General features: G+C 65.3%; 15 protein-coding genes. 7 read left to right on the forward strand and 8 right to left on the reverse strand.

Features of this window, described 5'->3' with window-relative positions; all coding sequences use genetic code 11:
• Positions 1-17 precede the first annotated feature (17 nt).
• The gene (locus IC762_RS05230) at positions 18-1,760 is read left to right on the forward strand and encodes an adenylate/guanylate cyclase domain-containing protein (protein WP_246801432.1); all 1,743 of its coding nucleotides are present in this window, start codon (positions 18-20) and stop codon (positions 1,758-1,760) included.
• Between the two features lie 18 nt (positions 1,761-1,778).
• Positions 1,779-2,168 (forward strand): ester cyclase, encoded by a 390-nt coding sequence (locus IC762_RS05235; RefSeq protein WP_195787560.1) that lies wholly within the window; start codon positions 1,779-1,781, stop codon positions 2,166-2,168.
• A 364-nt stretch (positions 2,169-2,532) separates the two neighbouring features.
• Here IC762_RS05235 and IC762_RS35650 read toward each other — a convergent pair whose 3' ends face one another.
• From IC762_RS35650 to IC762_RS05270, 7 genes are all read right to left on the reverse strand, one after another.
• Positions 2,533-2,739, reverse strand: coding sequence for a hypothetical protein (locus tag IC762_RS35650; RefSeq protein ID WP_195787561.1), 207 nt, complete (start codon positions 2,737-2,739; stop codon positions 2,533-2,535).
• Between the two features lie 6 nt (positions 2,740-2,745).
• On the reverse strand, positions 2,746-3,018 hold the full coding sequence (locus tag IC762_RS35655) for a hypothetical protein (RefSeq protein ID WP_195787562.1): 273 nt from the start codon (positions 3,016-3,018) through the stop codon (positions 2,746-2,748).
• Between the two features lie 208 nt (positions 3,019-3,226).
• On the reverse strand, positions 3,227-4,570 hold the full coding sequence (locus tag IC762_RS05250) for a cytochrome c (protein WP_195787563.1): 1,344 nt from the start codon (positions 4,568-4,570) through the stop codon (positions 3,227-3,229).
• A complete protein-coding gene (locus tag IC762_RS05255; protein WP_195787564.1) occupies positions 4,567-6,762 on the reverse strand; it encodes a xanthine dehydrogenase family protein molybdopterin-binding subunit in 2,196 nt (731 codons plus the stop codon). Before IC762_RS05255 ends, IC762_RS05250 begins: the two co-directional genes overlap by 4 nt.
• Before the next feature lie 9 nt (positions 6,763-6,771).
• On the reverse strand, positions 6,772-7,236 hold the full coding sequence (locus IC762_RS05260; RefSeq protein ID WP_195787565.1) for a (2Fe-2S)-binding protein: 465 nt from the start codon (positions 7,234-7,236) through the stop codon (positions 6,772-6,774).
• A 247-nt stretch (positions 7,237-7,483) separates the two neighbouring features.
• Positions 7,484-8,908 carry a methyl-accepting chemotaxis protein gene (locus tag IC762_RS05265; RefSeq protein WP_195787566.1) on the reverse strand — a complete coding sequence of 475 codons (1,425 nt, stop codon included), beginning with the start codon at positions 8,906-8,908 and terminating at the stop codon, positions 7,484-7,486.
• Between the two features lie 150 nt (positions 8,909-9,058).
• A complete protein-coding gene (locus IC762_RS05270; RefSeq protein WP_195787567.1) occupies positions 9,059-10,816 on the reverse strand; it encodes a methyl-accepting chemotaxis protein in 1,758 nt (585 codons plus the stop codon).
• A 210-nt stretch (positions 10,817-11,026) separates the two neighbouring features.
• On the opposite strand from IC762_RS05270, the gene IC762_RS05275 reads away from it, so the two are divergent.
• From IC762_RS05275 to ruvB, 4 genes are all read left to right on the forward strand, one after another.
• A complete protein-coding gene (locus IC762_RS05275; protein ID WP_195787568.1) occupies positions 11,027-11,773 on the forward strand; it encodes a YebC/PmpR family DNA-binding transcriptional regulator in 747 nt (248 codons plus the stop codon).
• Between the two features lie 207 nt (positions 11,774-11,980).
• Positions 11,981-12,508, forward strand: a complete 528-nt coding sequence (gene ruvC, locus IC762_RS05280) for a crossover junction endodeoxyribonuclease RuvC (RefSeq protein WP_195787569.1) — start codon at positions 11,981-11,983, stop codon at positions 12,506-12,508.
• Positions 12,509-12,644: 136 nt separating this feature from the next.
• Entirely contained in the window at positions 12,645-13,262 is a 618-nt protein-coding gene (gene ruvA / locus IC762_RS05285; RefSeq protein ID WP_195787570.1) for a Holliday junction branch migration protein RuvA, read from the forward strand.
• 118 nt (positions 13,263-13,380) lie between these two features.
• Positions 13,381-14,433, forward strand: a complete 1,053-nt coding sequence (gene ruvB, locus IC762_RS05290; RefSeq protein ID WP_195787571.1) for a Holliday junction branch migration DNA helicase RuvB — start codon at positions 13,381-13,383, stop codon at positions 14,431-14,433.
• A gap of 3 nt (positions 14,434-14,436) precedes the next feature.
• Here the strand turns inward: ruvB and IC762_RS05295 are convergent, their stop codons facing one another.
• Positions 14,437-14,955 (reverse strand): hypothetical protein, encoded by a 519-nt coding sequence (locus tag IC762_RS05295; RefSeq protein WP_195787572.1) that lies wholly within the window; start codon positions 14,953-14,955, stop codon positions 14,437-14,439.
• Between the two features lie 335 nt (positions 14,956-15,290).
• On the opposite strand from IC762_RS05295, the gene IC762_RS05300 reads away from it, so the two are divergent.
• The gene (locus IC762_RS05300) at positions 15,291-16,208 is read left to right on the forward strand and encodes a metallophosphoesterase (protein ID WP_195787573.1); all 918 of its coding nucleotides are present in this window, start codon (positions 15,291-15,293) and stop codon (positions 16,206-16,208) included.
• Positions 16,209-16,224: the final 16 nt, after the last annotated feature.

Raw genomic sequence — 16,224 nt, forward strand, 5'->3', positions numbered from 1 at the left:
AGCGTGTTGAGCGGCGATTGGCGGCAATCGTAGCGGCGGATTTGGCTGGCTACAGCCGCATGATGGGCCGCAACGAGGAGCGCACGCTGGCCAACCTCAAGAGCGCGCGCAGTTCGCTGATCGACCCCGCCATCGCGACCCATCGCGGCCGCATCGTCAAGACCACAGGCGACGGCATGCTGATCGAATTCGCGAGCGCCGTCGACGCGACGCGCGCTGCGATCGAGGTCCAGCGCAGCATGGCCGAGCAGAACGCGCCACTGCCGCACGAGTTAAGGCTGGAGTTCCGCGTCGGCATCCATATCGGCGATATCATCATCGATGCGGACGATATCTTCGGCGACGGCGTCAACATCGCCGTGCGCATGGAGCGGATCGCCGAGCCCGGCGGCATTTATCTGTCCGACGATGCGTATCGGCAGGTGCGGGCCAAGGTCGATGTCGTGTTCGACGACATGGGGCTGCAGACCCTGAAGAACATCACCGAGCCGATGCGCGCCTGGCGCGCGCGTGTCCATGACGTGAAGGACGCGGCGCCCGCGGTAAAGCCTGTCCGGCCCGCGCTGCCGCTGCCCGACAAGCCGTCGATCGCGGTGTTGCCGTTCCAGAACATGAGCGGCGATCCAGAGCAGGAGTATTTCGCCGACGGCATGGTCGAGGAGATCATCACCGCGCTGTCGCGGTTCAAGTCGCTGTTCGTCATCGCCCGCAATTCGAGCTTCGCCTACAAGGACAAGGCCATCGACATCAAGCGGGTCGGCCGCGAACTCGGCGTGCGTTACGTGCTCGAAGGCAGCGTGCGCAAGGCCGGCAACCGGGTCCGTATCACCGGCCAGTTGATCGAGGCGGCGAGCGGCAACCACATCTGGGCCGATCGTTTCGACGGCGAACTCGAGGATGTGTTCGGCCTGCAGGACAAGGTGACGTCGAGCGTCGTCGGCCTGATTGCGCCCAGGCTCGAGCAGGCCGAGTTCGAGCGGACCCGGCACAAGCCGACCGAAAAGCTCGACAGCTACGACCTTCATCTGCGCGGCATGGCGCTGATCCACCAGCGTGCCTCGCTCGCCGACGCCTACGACCTGTTCAAGCAGGCGATCGAGCTCGATCCGGACTTTGCCGCGGCGCATGCGATGCTGGCCTGGACCTGGATGGGCCGGCAGGCCACCAGCGGTGCGCCGCTCGACGGCCCGGAGCGGTTCGAGGCCATCAAGCATGCGCGACTGGCGTCGCGGCTCGGCGAGGAGGATGCGCTCGTGCTGTCGACGGCCGGCCACGTGCTGACCTATCTCGGGCATGACTACGACCTCGGCTCGTCGATGGTCGAGGAGGCGATCGTGCTCAACCCCAATCTCGGCTTCGCCTGGTATTCGCGCGGTTGGGTCGCGCTGATGTGCGGGGATACGGAGCGCGCGATCGAGAGTTTCGATCACATGATGCGGCTGAGCCCGCTCGATCCGCTGCGGATCAGCGCCTGGATCGGCACCTCGCACGCCTTCTTCTGGCTCGGGCGCTACGAGGAGGGATGCGAAGCCGCGAAGCGGTCGCTGCGCTTCAACACCAATGCGCATTCGCTGGGCGCTTTCATCATCAATGCGATCCGCGCCGGCCGGACCGATGAGGCGCACAAGGCGATCGCACGGCTGTTGCGGGTCCACCCGGGCTTCCGCACCTCGCATGTCAGCGAAGCGTTTCCGGTCCGCGGCGCCGCGCTGCGCGACCAGATCGGCGTCGCCTTGCGCGACGCGGGGTTGCCGGAATAGGCAAGGCGGGACGGTGTCATGACGAAGAACGAGCTCGCCGAGGTCTACCGCGGCTACATCGCCTGCCTGAACAGGCAGGACTGGCCGCATCTCGCGACGTTCGTCCACGACGACGTGCATTACAACGGCAAGCGGATCGGCCTGTCGGGCTATCGCGACATGCTGGAAGGTGACTTTCGCGCCATTCCCGATCTTCATTTCGAGATCGATCTGCTGATGTCGGATCCGCCGCGGATCGCGAGCCGCTTGCGCTTCGACTGCACGCCGACGGGCGTGCTGTTCGGTCTGCCTGTCAACGGCAAGCGCGTGCGGTTTTGCGAGAACGTGTTCTACGAGTTTGTCGACGGACGCATCGCGAATGTCTGGTCGATCATCGATAAAGCCGCGATCGAAGCGCTGCTCGCGTAGCGCGATGCTGCTCCTTCTCCCCGCTTGCAAGCGGGGCGAGGTCAAGTGAAATGCGTGATCAATCCGTCAGCTTGCGAAACCAGAGAGATCGGCAAGATCTGCAGCGTCGGCAAGAGTTGCCGACTGCAAGACCGAAAATGATTCGCGACATCAGGCAATCGCAGCGTCGATGATGCCGCGCTGCTGGTGTCTTCTCGAAGAAAATCTTGTTTCGATGTTGCTCAAAGCGCGTTCGAAATACTTCGAAACCGCATAGGGCGCTGCAAGAGGAGAAAATTAAACACGATGGCTGATTGTTTTGCCGGGGCTTTCTACGTCTTGGGCAAATCGACATGACAATCACATCCGCAACGAGTGCGAGCAGTTACAGCTCTCCCTTGCAAAGGTTACAGGCTGAACTCCAGTCTGAGGTAACGTCCGGCACCGTCAGCTCGGCCGATGCCAGCGCGCTTTCGACGGCACTGACCAGCATCGACTCTTCGCTCAACGCAGACCGGCAATCGGCGGCAGGCTCATCGTCAAGCTCGTCGTCAAGCGCGACGCCGACCGACATGCAGACGACGATCGACAATCTGATTCAAGCGCAGGTCTCGAACGGCAATCTGACCAGCTCGCAGGCGACCGAACTGCAGAATGTCTTTTCCAATACGTTCGGCAATTCGGGCAGCGGCACGAGTGGTGGGCCGAACGGCGCCGGTGGTCCGCCGCCGGGACCACCTCCAGGACCGCCGCCGTCCGACAGTTCCTCGAGCACGAGTTCTTCGGCGAGCACCTCGTCATCGAGCACCGATTCGTCGAGTGACAGTTCGTCGGCGAGCAGCAGCGACTCGCAGATCCTGCAAGACTTCATCAAGCTGCTGCAGGACATGCAGTCAGGGAGCTCCGGCTACGGCGCAACCGGTTCGAGCACCACGGCCTCGTCGTCAAGCTCCATGCTTCTCAACTATACGGCCTAAACCGGATGGGTTGAGCAGGTCTCATCCACGTTGTTGCGAGCGAAGCGAAGCAATCCATCCAGCCGGGATACGCGGCAACATGAATTGCTTCGCGAGGGGCCGCTATTGCGCCGTTTGCTTGCGCAGCTCGGCCACGTCCTCCGCGGTGAGCTTCGATGCCTTGCTGCCGAACCGTGCGGTCACATAGTTGGCGACCGCCGCGATCTCGTCATCGGAATAGGCGTTGCCGAAAGCCGGCATCGAGAGCGCGCCGTCGGGCGTATGTCGCTTGGTGCCCGAGATCACGATCTGCGCGACGTTGGTGGCGCCGGGATCGTTCACCGCCCATGCGCCGGTCAGGGTCGCCATCGGCGAAACGGCGCTTTCTCCGCTCCAGCCGTGACAACTGACGCAGGCGCCTTCGAACACCATCTTGCCGCGCGCGTCGGCCGTCACGCCGTCCTTGTGCGATGGTGGCGCCGGCGGCGCGGTGGTTGCCGGCAGGTCGGGTGAGGCAACCGGCGGCACGCTGCGCAGAAAGGCCACGACGGCGCGGATATCCTCCGGCGCGAACTGGCTGAAGCTGTGGTCGACGGCTTCACCCATCGGACCCGACGCCGTGCCGTGACCGGTTGCATGCCCGTTCGAGAGATAGGCGACGAGATCCTCATCGCTCCAGTTGCCGAGACCGGTGGCCTTGTCCGAGGAGATGTTGAAAGCGCGCCAGCCTGCGGTCAGCGCGCCACCGAACTTCTTGCGGTTGTTCAGGGCGAAGGCAATGTTGCGCGGCGTGTGGCATTCGCCGCAATGCGCCAGCGCCTCGGCGAGATAGGCGCCTCTGTTCCACTCCGGCGACTTCGAGGTATCAGGCTCGAACCGCGTGTCGGGATTGAACACGGCCGACCAGAACAGCATCCCCCAGCGCTGGTTGAACGGAAATGCCAACGTATTGGCCGGCAGCGTCGCGCGCACCGGCGGCAGGCTGAACAGATAGGCCTTGATCGCCAGCGCATCCGCGTCGGTGACGTAAGTATACGACGTGTAGGGCATCGCCGGATAAAGCCGCGCGCCGTCGCGGCGGATGCCGCGATGCATCGCATTGAGGAAATCCTGGTCGGTGTAATTGCCGATCCCGGTTTCCTTGTCGGGCGTGATGTTGGTCGAATACAGCATGCCGAACGGCAGTTTGAATCCGAGGCCGCCGGCGTATTCCTTGCCGCCCTGGGCGGTGTGGCAGACCATGCAGTCGGCCGCCTTCGCCAGATATTCCCCGCGCGCGACCGCGCTGGCATTGGCCAATTTTGCCGGCACGCCGGTTGGATTGGCTGCCTTGTAGTCGGCGAGCGCGACGTTCGGGCCGGTTCCGAATGCCATCGGACCGGGACCACGGATGATCCAGATCGCGACGATGACGGCGATCGCCGCAATCGCGACCAGGCTCGCCAGAATACGGCGCGCGCGGCTCATGCTTTCTTCCCCGCGGCGATCAGCTTGCGATCGATCGGCAGCCTGCGCAGTGCGACGCCGGTCGCGGCATAGATCGCGTTGCGCAACGCGGGCGGACCCGCTGTCACGCCGGTCTCGCCGATGCCGCCGGGCACTTCGCCGCTCTTGATCAGGTGAACGTCGATCTTCGGCGCCTGATTGATCCGCAGCATGCGATAGTCGTGGAAATTCGACTGCTGCACGCGTCCCTTGCTGATGGTGATCTCGCCGTAGAGCGCGGCCGTCAGGCCGAAGATCAGCCCGCCCTCGATCTGCGCGATGATGGTGTCGGGATTGACCGGGATGCCGGTGTCGACCGCGGTCGTCACGCGGCGCAGCAGCACCTCGCCCTGCTCGTCGACTTCGGCTTCGACGATGGTGGCGAGGAAGCTGCCGAACGAGGGCTGCACGCAAACGCCGCGCCCGACGCGCGCGGGAAGCGGCTGGCCCCAGGCTGATTTTTCCACGGCAAGGTTGAGCGCGGCCAGCTGGCGCGGGTTCTTGCCGAGCATGTCGCGGCGGAAGGTGACCGGATCCTTGCCGGCCTTGCGTGCCAGCTCGTCGATGAAGCATTCCGAGGCGAACACGTTGTTGTTGGGGCCGACGCCGCGCCAGAAGCCGGTCGGCACCGCCGGGGGCTCGGCCCTGACATATTCGACATGGACGTTGGGGATGTCGTAGGGAATGTCCACCGCGCCATCGACGGCGTCGATGTCGACGCCCTTCTGGAACGCCGGCGGCAGCCAGCGCGCGATGATGGCCGCGCCGGCAATGCGATACTTCCACGCGGCGATCTTGCCGCCGGACAGCGTGGCGGCGATGGTGTCGCGGTAGACCGGGCGATAGACGTCGTGCTGGATGTCCTCCTCGCGGGTCCACACCACCTTGACCGGGCCGTCGACCTGCTTGGCGATGCGGACCGCCGCGACCACCATATCGGGCTCGAGCCTGCGGCCGAAACCGCCGCCGAGCAGATGCTGGTTCACGGTCACCTTGTCGACCGGCAGTCCGGCAGCCTTCGCTGCCTCCGACTGCACCCTCGCCATGATCTGCGTGCCGGTCCAGATTTCGCAGGAGTCTCCTTTGAAATGGACGGTGCAGTTCAGCGGCTCCATGGCGGCGTGGGCGAGGAATGGCAGCTCAAAGGCCGCTTCGAGCCTGTCGCCGCCGCCCAGAGCCTTGGCGATGTCGCCTTCGGATCGCGCAATGACGCCGTCCTTTTCACTGGCGGCGCGCAAATCGTCCCAGACCTCGCTGGAACTGAGCCGTGCATTGGCACCCTCGTTCCAGCTCACCTCGAGCGCCTCGAGGCCCTTCTTCGCGGCCCACATGTGGTCGCCGACCACGGCCACCAAATCGTCGAGGACGACGATCTGCCGGACGCCCGCGATCTTCTTCGCCGCGGCGTCCTCGACCCTGCCGATCTTGCCGCCGAACACCGGCGACAATGCCAAAGTCGCGAACTTCATCCCCGGGACCATGGCATCGATGCCGTAGATCGTCGTGCCGTTGACCTTGTCCGGGGTGTCGAAGCGCTTCACGGGCTTGCCGATCAGCACGAAATCCTTGGGGTCCTTGATCGCGACAGCCTTCGGCGGTGTCTGCGCGTTTGCGTCCCGTGCCAGCGCGCCGTATCCGAGCCGGCGCCCGCTCGGCGCATGGATCACCTCGCCATTCGACGCGGAGCATGTGGCGGGTTCGACCTGCCATTGCTGCGCGGCAACCTCGATCAGCATGGCGCGGGCCGCGGCGCCGGCCGCGCGCAGCGGCTTCCAGAACGCGCGCACCGATGTCGAGCCGCCGGTCGCCTGGATCCCGAAAATCGGATTCGCATACAGTTTTTCGTTGGGCGGCGCGTGCTCCAGGATGACGTTCGAAAGATCGGCGTCGAGCTCTTCGGCCAGGATCATCGCGATTGCGGTGTAGATTCCCTGGCCCATCTCGACCTGCGGCATCACCAGCGTGATCTGACCGGTGTGATCGATGCGAATGAAGGCGTTGGGCGCGAATTCGCCGTCGGTCGCATCAGGCGGCTGTGTCGGCTCGTTGACGGCCCGCACCGGGTTGGCAGCGCGGACCGGAATGTGGAAGGCGAGCACGAAGCCGGAGGCGAGGCCGCCGGTCAGCATGGCGCGGCGCGAAACACCGTCGGAAAGCTTTTGAACTGTTGTCATGGCGCGCCCCTACGACTGGCGTCCGGACGCCGCCTGCTTGATCGCAGCGCGAATCCGGACATAGGTGCCGCAGCGGCAGATGTTTCCCGCCATCGCGGCGTCGATGTCGGAATCGTCGGGGTTCGGCGTCGATGCGAGCAGCGCGGCGGCCGCCATGATCTGGCCCGACTGGCAATAGCCGCACTGGACCACCTCCAGATCGAGCCAGGCCTTTTGCACCTTCGCGCCGGCGGGCGATGCGCCGATGCCCTCGATCGTGGTAACGGCCTTGTCGCGCAACGCGCCGACGGGAAGCACGCAGGATCGCACCGGCTTGCCGTCGATATGCACCGTGCAGGCGCCGCATTGCGCGATGCCGCAGCCGAATTTGGTGCCGGTCATGCCAAGAATGTCGCGCAACACCCAGAGCAGTGGCATATCGGCGGGTGCGTCGAAGGATTTCGTTTCGCCGTTGATGGTCAGCGTCGTTGCCATAAGCACCCCCAATTCGACGGCCGCTGACAGCGGTTACGTCGGCGATCTCAATCGAGATTATCGCGCTTGGATCAATTGGGAAGTCCAGATGTCGCCCGCAAGACTGCCTTGCATCGCAGGGCCTGCGTGCCATTTACGCAACCGTGCGGCGCGGCTGCTTCGGTTTTAGGCTGATTTGGATGATGAGCGTCATTTCGGCACGACTTCGATCGGAATCGGCCAATCCCACGCGGGAATGCGGTCGTCTTCAGCCCTGCCGAAAACCCATCCGGAAGGCGCCCCAGTGCTTGCCCTGCACGACGATCGGCGATGACACGTCCTTCATCAGCACGAAATTGCCGCCGCCCATGTCGCGACGGTAGGTCTGTAGCAGGAAAGGCTTGGTGTTGGCCGCGACCTTCTTCACCGCGCGGTCGCTGAACAGGCGGCGATTGCGGCAGTTGGCGTTGTTCCAGACCGGGTCGGGACCCTGCGGCAGCCGGTAGTTCGGGTTGTGGGTCGGCAGATAGCCGCCTTTGGCCCAGGCGACGCAGAACACGATGCGCGGGTCGCTCTTCTGGATCGGGTCCTGGATCGCCGGCAGCACGCGATCGGTGAAGGCGACATAGTCGGTCAGATATTGCTTGGGATCGGTGCCGGCGATCTCGCGATATTTTTCATCCATCAGCTGCGCGAGTGTGATCTCGCCGCGTGCGACCGCGGTCTCGAAAATCTCGGAGATCTGCTTTGCGCTCTCGACCACGACGCGGATCAGCGGCGCATCCGAGGTTTCGACGCCGCTGTCGGCGATCAGCGCGATCAGGTTTTCCGAGGTCTCGAGCAGCTTGGCGACCCGCTGGTCGGCGTGCTTGAGGTCGCGCGAGGAGAGATCGACGCCCTTGGCGAGCTCGTTCAGTTCTGAAATCACGCTGTCGCAATGGCCGAGATTGGAGGTCGCGGCGCGCGCGACGCTGCCGATCTCGGCGCCGACGGAGGAGAAGCCCTCCTGCACGCGCATGATGATGCCGGAGATCTGCTGGGCGCCTTCGCCGGCGCTCTTCGCCCGCAGCGACGCGTCGCTGCTCTCGCCGATCAGGCTGCCGATCTGGCCGTCGAGGTCGCGTACCGTGTCGGAAATCTGATGCGTGGCCTGGCGGGTCGCCTCCGCGAGGCTCTTCACTTCGCTGGCGACGACGGCAAAGCCGCGGCCGGCGGTGCCGGCGCGCGCGGCCTCGATCGTGGCGTTGAGGGCCAGCAGGTTGGTCTGCTTGGCAATCGCCTCGATCGAACCGGAGACTTTTGCGACCTGGCTCAGCGCGGAGCCGACCGCGGCAAGCCGGGTCTCGATCCGTCCGACCGCGGCGACGAGCTCGGCGATGTGACTGACCGCGGTCTCGACCGCATCGCGCGATTGCGCGATCTGCCCGGCCGCGGCCGATGCAGTCGACTGTACCGCCTGCGACGCATTGGCGATGTCGTGATTGGCCGAGACCATGGTCTCGGCGGTCTGCTGCAGATGGTGGAACCGCTCCGACTGGTTCGTGACGCGGTTGGCGACCTCCTGGACGTTGCCGGCGATGTCGGCTAGTTCCACCCCGAGGCCGCCGATCCGGTCGGCGAGCTGGTCAATCAGCCGCTCGGCCAGCGTCCGGTTCGATGACGTGTCCAGAACTGCAAACTGCACGACCGACATTCAAGGTTCCTTCCGTCAGCGCGGGCCCACGACCCGCCACGACATTCCCATTGCAAAACTAAAGCGTGATTCGCACCCTCAGTCTTGCCTGAGCGTGAACTGGTAGCCCGGATGCAGCGCAGCGAAATCCGGGGTTCCGCTACGAAATCACTAAAGCTTGTAGGCGGTTCGAAAACCGCCCCAGTGCCGGCCGCGGACGCGGATCGGCACGTCGATCTCGCGCATCATCACGGTGGTGCCATTGCCCATGTCGCGCGCATAGCTCTGGATCAGATAGGCGCGCTGGTTGCGCGCGGCAGCGAGACCGGCGGCATCGTTGAAGATGCGGCGGTTGCGGCAATTGGCGGTGTTGTAGGCGACATCGCCCGGCCGCTGCGGATGTGAGTACATCTTGTTATGGACGGGCAAATAGCCGTTCTGGTCGACGGTCGCACAGAACGCCATCCGCTTGTCCCTGGCGAGGAAGGCTTCCAGCGGCGCGGGCAAAGCGCGATCCGCCCAATCCAGCATCCTGGTGCGGTATTGCACCGGATTGGTGCCTTGGATCTCGACATAATTGGTGTCGAACAGATCGTCGATCGTGATCGCGCCGCTCTTCAATCCGTCCTCGAAGGTCTTGGCCAGCGCGTGACCGGCCTCCATCGCGCGGGTGACGAGCTCGGTATTCTCCTCGTGGATCGCCCACATCCGGTCTTCGATCTTTTCGCGCAAGGCCGCGGTCGGGGCCTCGAAGCGCGCCTGCGCGCCGGCCTTGGCGCGATCGCCGATCCTGATCCTGATGGCGCCGACGTCCTGCAGCGTCGCGCTCAGGCTTTCGTGGGTCGGCAGCCTGTCGGCGTCGGGGCCGCCGATCAAAATGCCGTCCATCGCGAGCTCGTAGACCGGCGCTGATATCGTCCGCGCCGCCGTCGTGATCTCGATGGTCAGGCTGCAGGGCAGCCGCTCGTTCTTGCGCGGATCGCCGCGCTCGTCCTGGCGCAGCAGCACCGCGCAGCGCGCCTTCAGCTTTTTGGCGAAGGCGGTCACGGCCTTGCCGGCCTGGGCGACGTCGTCGCCATGGGCCTCGGCCTGTCGCGTCGCACTGTCGATCTCGCCGGCGCTGGAGCCGACCGAGACGATGAACTGCGATGCGGACGACGCATTCTGGCCCATCTCGCCGGTGATCTGGTTCTGCTCGGCGACCGCGCCGTTGACGTTCTCGAATACCGGGCGGATCGCCTCGATCGCCTGCGAGATGCGGTGTACGGCGTCGGCCGAACCGGTGGCGTCCTTTTGCAGCGCCTCGATCTTCCTGGTGATTTCTTCAGTCGCGCTCTGGGTCTGCACCGCCAGTGCCTTGACCTCGGTTGCGACCACCGCAAAGCCCTTGCCGGCAGCGCCCGCGCGCGCCGCCTCGATCGTCGAGTTGAGCGCGAGCAGCGTGGTTTGGCGCGCGATCTGCGCGATCAGATTGACGACATTGCCGATCGCGGCCGAGGATTCACGCAACCGGTCGACATTGGCGGTCGCCTCGCGGGCTGCGGCCGCGGCGTCGTCGGCGAGCTGGCTTGCGCTGCGCACCTGCTGGCCGATGCCCTCGGCCGAATGCGTGAAGCGGTCGGCAGCTTGCGAGAACGTGGTCGCGGTGCTCTGCGCGTCGCTGGTGCGGCCGGTCAGCGCGTCGGTGCGGGCGCGGATGGTCGAAAGCGTCGCGGCGGTGGCCTCGGCGCCGTCGGCGACCGAGCTTGCCGCGCGCTCGAGTTGACGGATCATGCCGCCAAGCTCGAGTTCCAGCAGTTCCAGGATTTCCCTGGCCGAATCGATCTCGGCTGAGGCGGCGGTCTCGGGTCCAGCCGCTGCCGGAACCTTCGCTTCGACCACGGGTGCGGCCGGCTCCGGCACTTGCTTTCGAAACAGACCGAACGCCATGGGGTTCTTTGCGGGCTCGTGAGAGTTGGAAGGACGGCCGATCCTCGCACCCGGGCATGAAGTCATGGTTAACAGGTGCCTCATATTCCGGCATGCGGTACTATTACCGGGGAGGGAACGCCCGCCGACGCTTTGATTTTGGCGGGTTGCCGGCCTATAAGGCCGCGTTTTCCATCCCGTTCAGAACCTCCGCTTCCCAAGAGACGACGCATGGCCGGCCATTCCCAATTCAAGAACATCATGCATCGCAAGGGCCGGCAGGATGCCCAGAAGTCGAAGCTGTTCGGCAAGCTGGCCCGCGAAATCACCGTGGCAGCCAAGCTCGGCACCCCCGATCCGGCGATGAACCCGCGCCTGCGCGCCGCCATCGTCGCGGCCCGCGCGGAAAACATGCCGAAGGACAATATCGACCGCGCCATCAAGAAGGCCGCGGGCAATGACGGCGAGAACTATGACGAGATCCGCTACGAGGGCTACGGCCCCGGTGGCGTCGCCGTCATCGTCGAGGCGCTGACCGACAACCGCAACCGCGCCGCCTCCGATATCCGCTCCTTCTTCACCAAATCGGGCGGCAATCTCGGCGAAACCGGCTCGGTCGCCTTCATGTTCGATCGCACCGGCATCATCGAATACGACAAGAGCACAGCCTCCGACGACGCCATGCTGGACGCCGCGATCGAGGCCGGCGCCGACGACGTGGTCTCCAGCGAAGCCGGCCACGAGGTCTACGCCTCGCAGGACACCTTCCGCGAGGTCGCCAAGGCGCTGGAGACCAAGTTCGGCGAGCCGCGCAAGGCGGCGCTGACCTGGAAGCCGCAGAACACCATTTCGGTGGACGACGAGACCGGCGAGAAGCTCTTGAAGCTGATGGACCTGCTCAACGAGCACGACGACGTGCAGAACGTGTTCGCCAATTTCGAGGTATCCGACGCGCTGGTCGCGAAGATGGGCGGGTAGTTTCCCGGGGTTGCCACAAACTCCGGTGTCGTCGCCCGGCTTGACCGGGCGATCCAGTATTCCAGAGACCTGAGTTTCAGCCGAGAGGCCGCGGCGTACTGGATCCCCGCATTCGCGGGGATGACAAGTGTGGGTGGGAACGACCCGGGCAGGGGATGACGTCCCGTTTGTGTTTCGTTCTCCCGGCACAGGCGGTATCACTACCCCATGACAGCCCAGCCGATTCGCACCCCCGTCCGCATCATCGGTATCGATCCGGGCCTCCGCCGCACCGGCTGGGGCGTGATCGAGACCGAGGGCAATCGCCTGGTCTACGTCGCCTGCGGCTCGGTCGAGCCGCCGGATCATTTGCCGCTGGCAAGCCGGCTGCTCGCGATCCATGAGGGGCTCGTCGCCGTGCTCGGCGACTACCGGCCGGCGGAAGCCGCAGTCGAGCAGACCTTCGTCAACAAGGACGGCGTCGCAACGTTGAAACTTGGCCAGGCCCGCGGCGTCGCCATGCTGGCGCCGGCGATGTTCGGCATTTCCGTCGCCGAATATGCGCCGAACCAGGTCAAGAAGACCGTGGTCGGAGCCGGCCACGCGGAGAAGACCCAGATCCAGGTGATGCTGAAGATCCTGCTGCCGAAGGCCGAGCCACCCTCCGCCGACGCCGCCGACGCACTCGCCATCGCCATCACCCACGCCCATCACCGCCAGAGCGCCGCACTGCGGCTGAAGGTGGCGGGGTTATGAGAGGCCGCCACCGACGGCCGTCATGCCCGGCCTTGTGCCGGGCATCCACGTCTTTTCTTGTCTGCAAAGACGTGGATGGCCGGGACAAGCCCGGCCATGACGATGAGGATGCATTTGCCGGACTGGAGTCGCCATTATGATCGGCAAGCTGAAGGGCCTGATCGATTCCTACGGCGAGGATTATGTGATCCTCGACGTCGGCGGTGTCGGCTATCAGGTGCATTGCGCCGGCCGCACCTTGCAGGCGCTGCCGTCGCCGGGCGAGGCCGCGGTGCTGTCGATCGAGACCTATGTCCGCGAGGACCAGATCAAGCTGTTCGGCTTCCGCAGCGATCACGAGCGCGAATGGTTTCGCCTGCTGCAGACCGTGCAGGGCGTCGGCGCCAAGGTCGCGCTGGCGGTGCTCGGCACGCTGCCGCCGAACGATCTGGCGAACGCGATCGCGCTGCGCGACAAGGCCGCGGTGGCGCGCACGCCGGGTGTCGGACCGAAGGTCGCCGAGCGCATCGTGAGCGAATTGAAGGACAAGGCACCCGGCTTTGCGACTGTCGATCCGGCTGTGGTGCATTTGTCAGGGGCGCTCGACAACAACCGGGCGCCGCGTCCGGTGACGGATGCGATCTCCGCGCTGGTCAATCTCGGCTACGGCCAGCCGCAGGCGGCGGCGGCCATAGCCGCCGCCTCGCGCAGCGCGGGTGAGAAGGCGGAGACCGCGCAACTGATCCGGCTCGGGCTGAAGGAGTTGTCGAAGTGAGCGCTCGGATTGTAGGGTGGGCAAAGCGGAGCGTGCCCACCATTGCGAGCAGAGTGCTGATGGTGGGCACGGCGCCAAGCGCCTTTGCCCACCCTACGATCGCCAACGAGCTGTCTACATGAACACGCCTTCCCGCATCGTCACCCCCGAACGCCGTACCGACGATGTCGGCGACACCGCGCTGCGGCCGCAGTCGCTGACCGAGTTCGTCGGCCAGGCGCAGGCGCGCAAGAACCTTTCGATCTTCATCGAGGCGGCGAAGAAGCGCGGTGAGGCGCTGGACCATGTGCTGTTCGTCGGCCCCCCCGGCCTCGGCAAGACCACGCTGGCGCAGATCGTGGCGCGCGAGCTCGGCGTCGGCTTTCGCGCCACCTCGGGCCCTGTCATCGCCAAGGCCGGCGATCTCGCGGCGCTCTTGACCAATCTCGAAGAGCGCGACGTGCTGTTCATCGACGAGATCCATCGCCTCAGCCCCGCGGTCGAGGAGGTGCTCTACCCGGCGATGGAGGACTTTCAGCTCGATTTGATCATCGGCGAGGGCCCTGCGGCGCGCTCGGTGAAGATCGAGCTGGCGAAGTTCACCCTGGTCGGCGCGACGACGCGCGCAGGCCTGCTCACCAATCCGCTGCGCGACCGCTTCGGCATTCCGATCCGGCTGAATTTCTACACCATCGAGGAGCTGGAGAAGATCGTCACCCGCGGCGCTCGTGTGCTCAACATCGGCATGAGCCCTGACGGCGCCAACGAGATCGCCCGCCGCGCCCGCGGCACCCCGCGCATCGCCGGCCGGCTGCTGCGTCGGGTGCGCGATTTTGCCTCGGCCGCGGATGCGGACTCGGTCGACCGCGGCATCGCCGACCGCGCGCTCTCCGCGCTCGAGGTCGACAGCGCCGGGCTCGATGCGATGGACCGCCGCTATCTCACCACGATCGCGCTGAATTACGGTGGCGGCCCGGTCGGGGTCGAGACCATGGCGGCGGCGCTGTCGGAGCCGCGCGACGCGATCGAGGACATCATCGAGCCCTATCTGATCCAGTGCGGCTATCTGCAGCGCACGCCGCGCGGGCGGCTGCTGACCTCGCACGCCTTCCGCCATCTCGGTCTCGCCGAGCCGAACCGCGACACTGCGCAGTTCGGCCTGTTCGGCGGCAATGATGGCGAGGACGACTGATCGTCAGGAATACCCCGTCACGAAGCCGATGAATTGCGGGTTCTTCAGGGCCAGACCTTGCGCAAATTGCAGGGCGGCCGCATTCGTGAATCCGCAATAGCTGATCAGATAGCAGGCAAAGGCTGCCGACGCCCGGTCGCCGGACGAACAGTGCAGCAGGCCTGGCTGCGTCCATCCATTCAGCGTTGCCGCCACGGCATGTCCCTGTTGATTGAACTGCGCTTGCGACATCGCGATATGCGGCAGCGGGATATTGCCGTAAGCGACACCGTTGAGAATCCATTGGTCGGTTTCGGTCAGGTCGAACGGCACCAGCGGCGAGACATATTCGGCAGGATCACGCACCGACAGCGCCGAAGCAATACCAAGCTTGGCCTGCGCGATCGTCTGATAGGGACTGGCGCCGGGCCAGATGTAGACCGGCTGCGAGGTGACGTAGAATGTGTTCGGTCCGGTCAGCTTGAAGCACACATCGTGCGCGACCGGCAGCGTGAATTTGGTGACGGCAAAGTTGATGGTCATGAAAACGTCCTTGCAGGTGGATCGACGCAAACAATACCTGTAGTTGTATGACCTCGCCAGCCTCGTCCGATCTGGCGGTCGCCGGTTTTTCTCTGTGCTCGCGAAGTCGTGAAAAGACGTGTTGTCGCAGCGCGGGGCGTGGCCGGTAACCGTAACGCGTAACCATTGCGGAAGGTCTGCAGGCCTTCTGCACAAACGCGGCCCAATTCCGCTCCAATCACCGGGCCTATGATCGACCAGCATGATCCGGAAAAGTGCGGAGCGGTTTTCCGAACGGATCATGCTCAGAAGAACTGAGAGCGCAGCGTGCGTCAGGCATCACCGATCACACATTCATGATTTCACGTCGCCACTTCTTTCGCAGCATCGGCGGACTGACCGCCGCCGGCGTCTCGACCGCGGCCTATGGCGTCAGCGAGCCGGTCGTCCGGCTCAACCTGACGCGCTACGATCTGTCGCCGCGGCAATGGCCGGCGGATTTCCCGCTGAAGATCGCGGCGCTCGCCGACATCCACGCCTGCGATCCCTGGATGTCGCTCGATCGCATTGCCGAGATCGTCGACCGCACCAATGCGCTGAAGCCTGACATCATCGTGCTGCTCGGCGATTATGTCGCGGGGCTGCGCCATGTCACGCGCTTCATCCCGGCGTCCGAATGGGCGGCGGTGCTCAAAGGCCTCCAGGCGCCGCTCGGCGTGCACGCCGTGCTCGGCAATCACGACTACTGGGAAGACAAGACGGTGCAGCGCCAGGGCGAGGGCGTGCCGCACGCCCGCCGCGCGCTGGAGCGGGTCGGTATTCCCGTCTACGAGAACGATGCGGTGCGGCTGGAGAAAGACGGCCGCCCGTTCTGGCTCGCCGGCCTCGGCGACCAGCTCGCCTTTCTGCCGGCGCGGCGTTTTCGCCACGTCGCGGCGGTCGGCGTCGACGATCTCGGCGCGACGCTCGCCAAGGTCACCGACGACGCACCGGTGATCCTGCTGGCGCACGAGCCGGACGTCGCGCTGCGCGTGCCCTCGCGCGTCGCGCTGCAGCTGTCCGGCCATACCCATGGCGGCCAGGTGCGGCTGCTCGGCTGGTCGCCGGCGGTGCCGGTCAAGCACGGCATGCGGCTCGCCTACGGCCATCTCAGGACCAAGACCGACGTCATCGTCTCCGGTGGCCTCGGCTGCAGTATCATGCCGTTCCGCCTCGGCGTGCCGCCCGAGATTGTCCAGGTGACGCTGGGCGGCAGGGGGCCGGCGGTGTCCTGACCGCGCTTGCGCTGGC

This window comes from Bradyrhizobium genosp. L, from assembly GCF_015624485.1.
Taxonomy (GTDB): domain Bacteria; phylum Pseudomonadota; class Alphaproteobacteria; order Rhizobiales; family Xanthobacteraceae; genus Bradyrhizobium.

Bases quoted from the DNA above. Each gene is read 5' to 3' on its own strand.
- IC762_RS05235 (WP_195787560.1), top strand. From the start codon at position 1,779: ATGACGAAGAACGAGCTCGCCGAGGTCTACCGCGGCTACATCGCCTGC.
- IC762_RS35655 (WP_195787562.1), bottom strand. From the start codon at position 3,018: ATGAAGTCTTGCAGGATCTGCGAGTCGCTGCTGCTCGCCGACGAACTG.
- IC762_RS05250 (WP_195787563.1), bottom strand. From the start codon at position 4,570: ATGAGCCGCGCGCGCCGTATTCTGGCGAGCCTGGTCGCGATTGCGGCG.
- IC762_RS05255 (WP_195787564.1), bottom strand. From the start codon at position 6,762: ATGACAACAGTTCAAAAGCTTTCCGACGGTGTTTCGCGCCGCGCCATG.
- IC762_RS05260 (WP_195787565.1), bottom strand. From the start codon at position 7,236: ATGGCAACGACGCTGACCATCAACGGCGAAACGAAATCCTTCGACGCA.
- IC762_RS05265 (WP_195787566.1), bottom strand. From the start codon at position 8,908: ATGTCGGTCGTGCAGTTTGCAGTTCTGGACACGTCATCGAACCGGACG.
- IC762_RS05270 (WP_195787567.1), bottom strand. From the start codon at position 10,816: ATGGCGTTCGGTCTGTTTCGAAAGCAAGTGCCGGAGCCGGCCGCACCC.
- IC762_RS05275 (WP_195787568.1), top strand. From the start codon at position 11,027: ATGGCCGGCCATTCCCAATTCAAGAACATCATGCATCGCAAGGGCCGG.
- ruvC (WP_195787569.1), top strand. From the start codon at position 11,981: ATGACAGCCCAGCCGATTCGCACCCCCGTCCGCATCATCGGTATCGAT.
- ruvA (WP_195787570.1), top strand. From the start codon at position 12,645: ATGATCGGCAAGCTGAAGGGCCTGATCGATTCCTACGGCGAGGATTAT.
- ruvB (WP_195787571.1), top strand. From the start codon at position 13,381: ATGAACACGCCTTCCCGCATCGTCACCCCCGAACGCCGTACCGACGAT.
- IC762_RS05295 (WP_195787572.1), bottom strand. From the start codon at position 14,955: ATGACCATCAACTTTGCCGTCACCAAATTCACGCTGCCGGTCGCGCAC.
- IC762_RS05300 (WP_195787573.1), top strand. From the start codon at position 15,291: ATGATTTCACGTCGCCACTTCTTTCGCAGCATCGGCGGACTGACCGCC.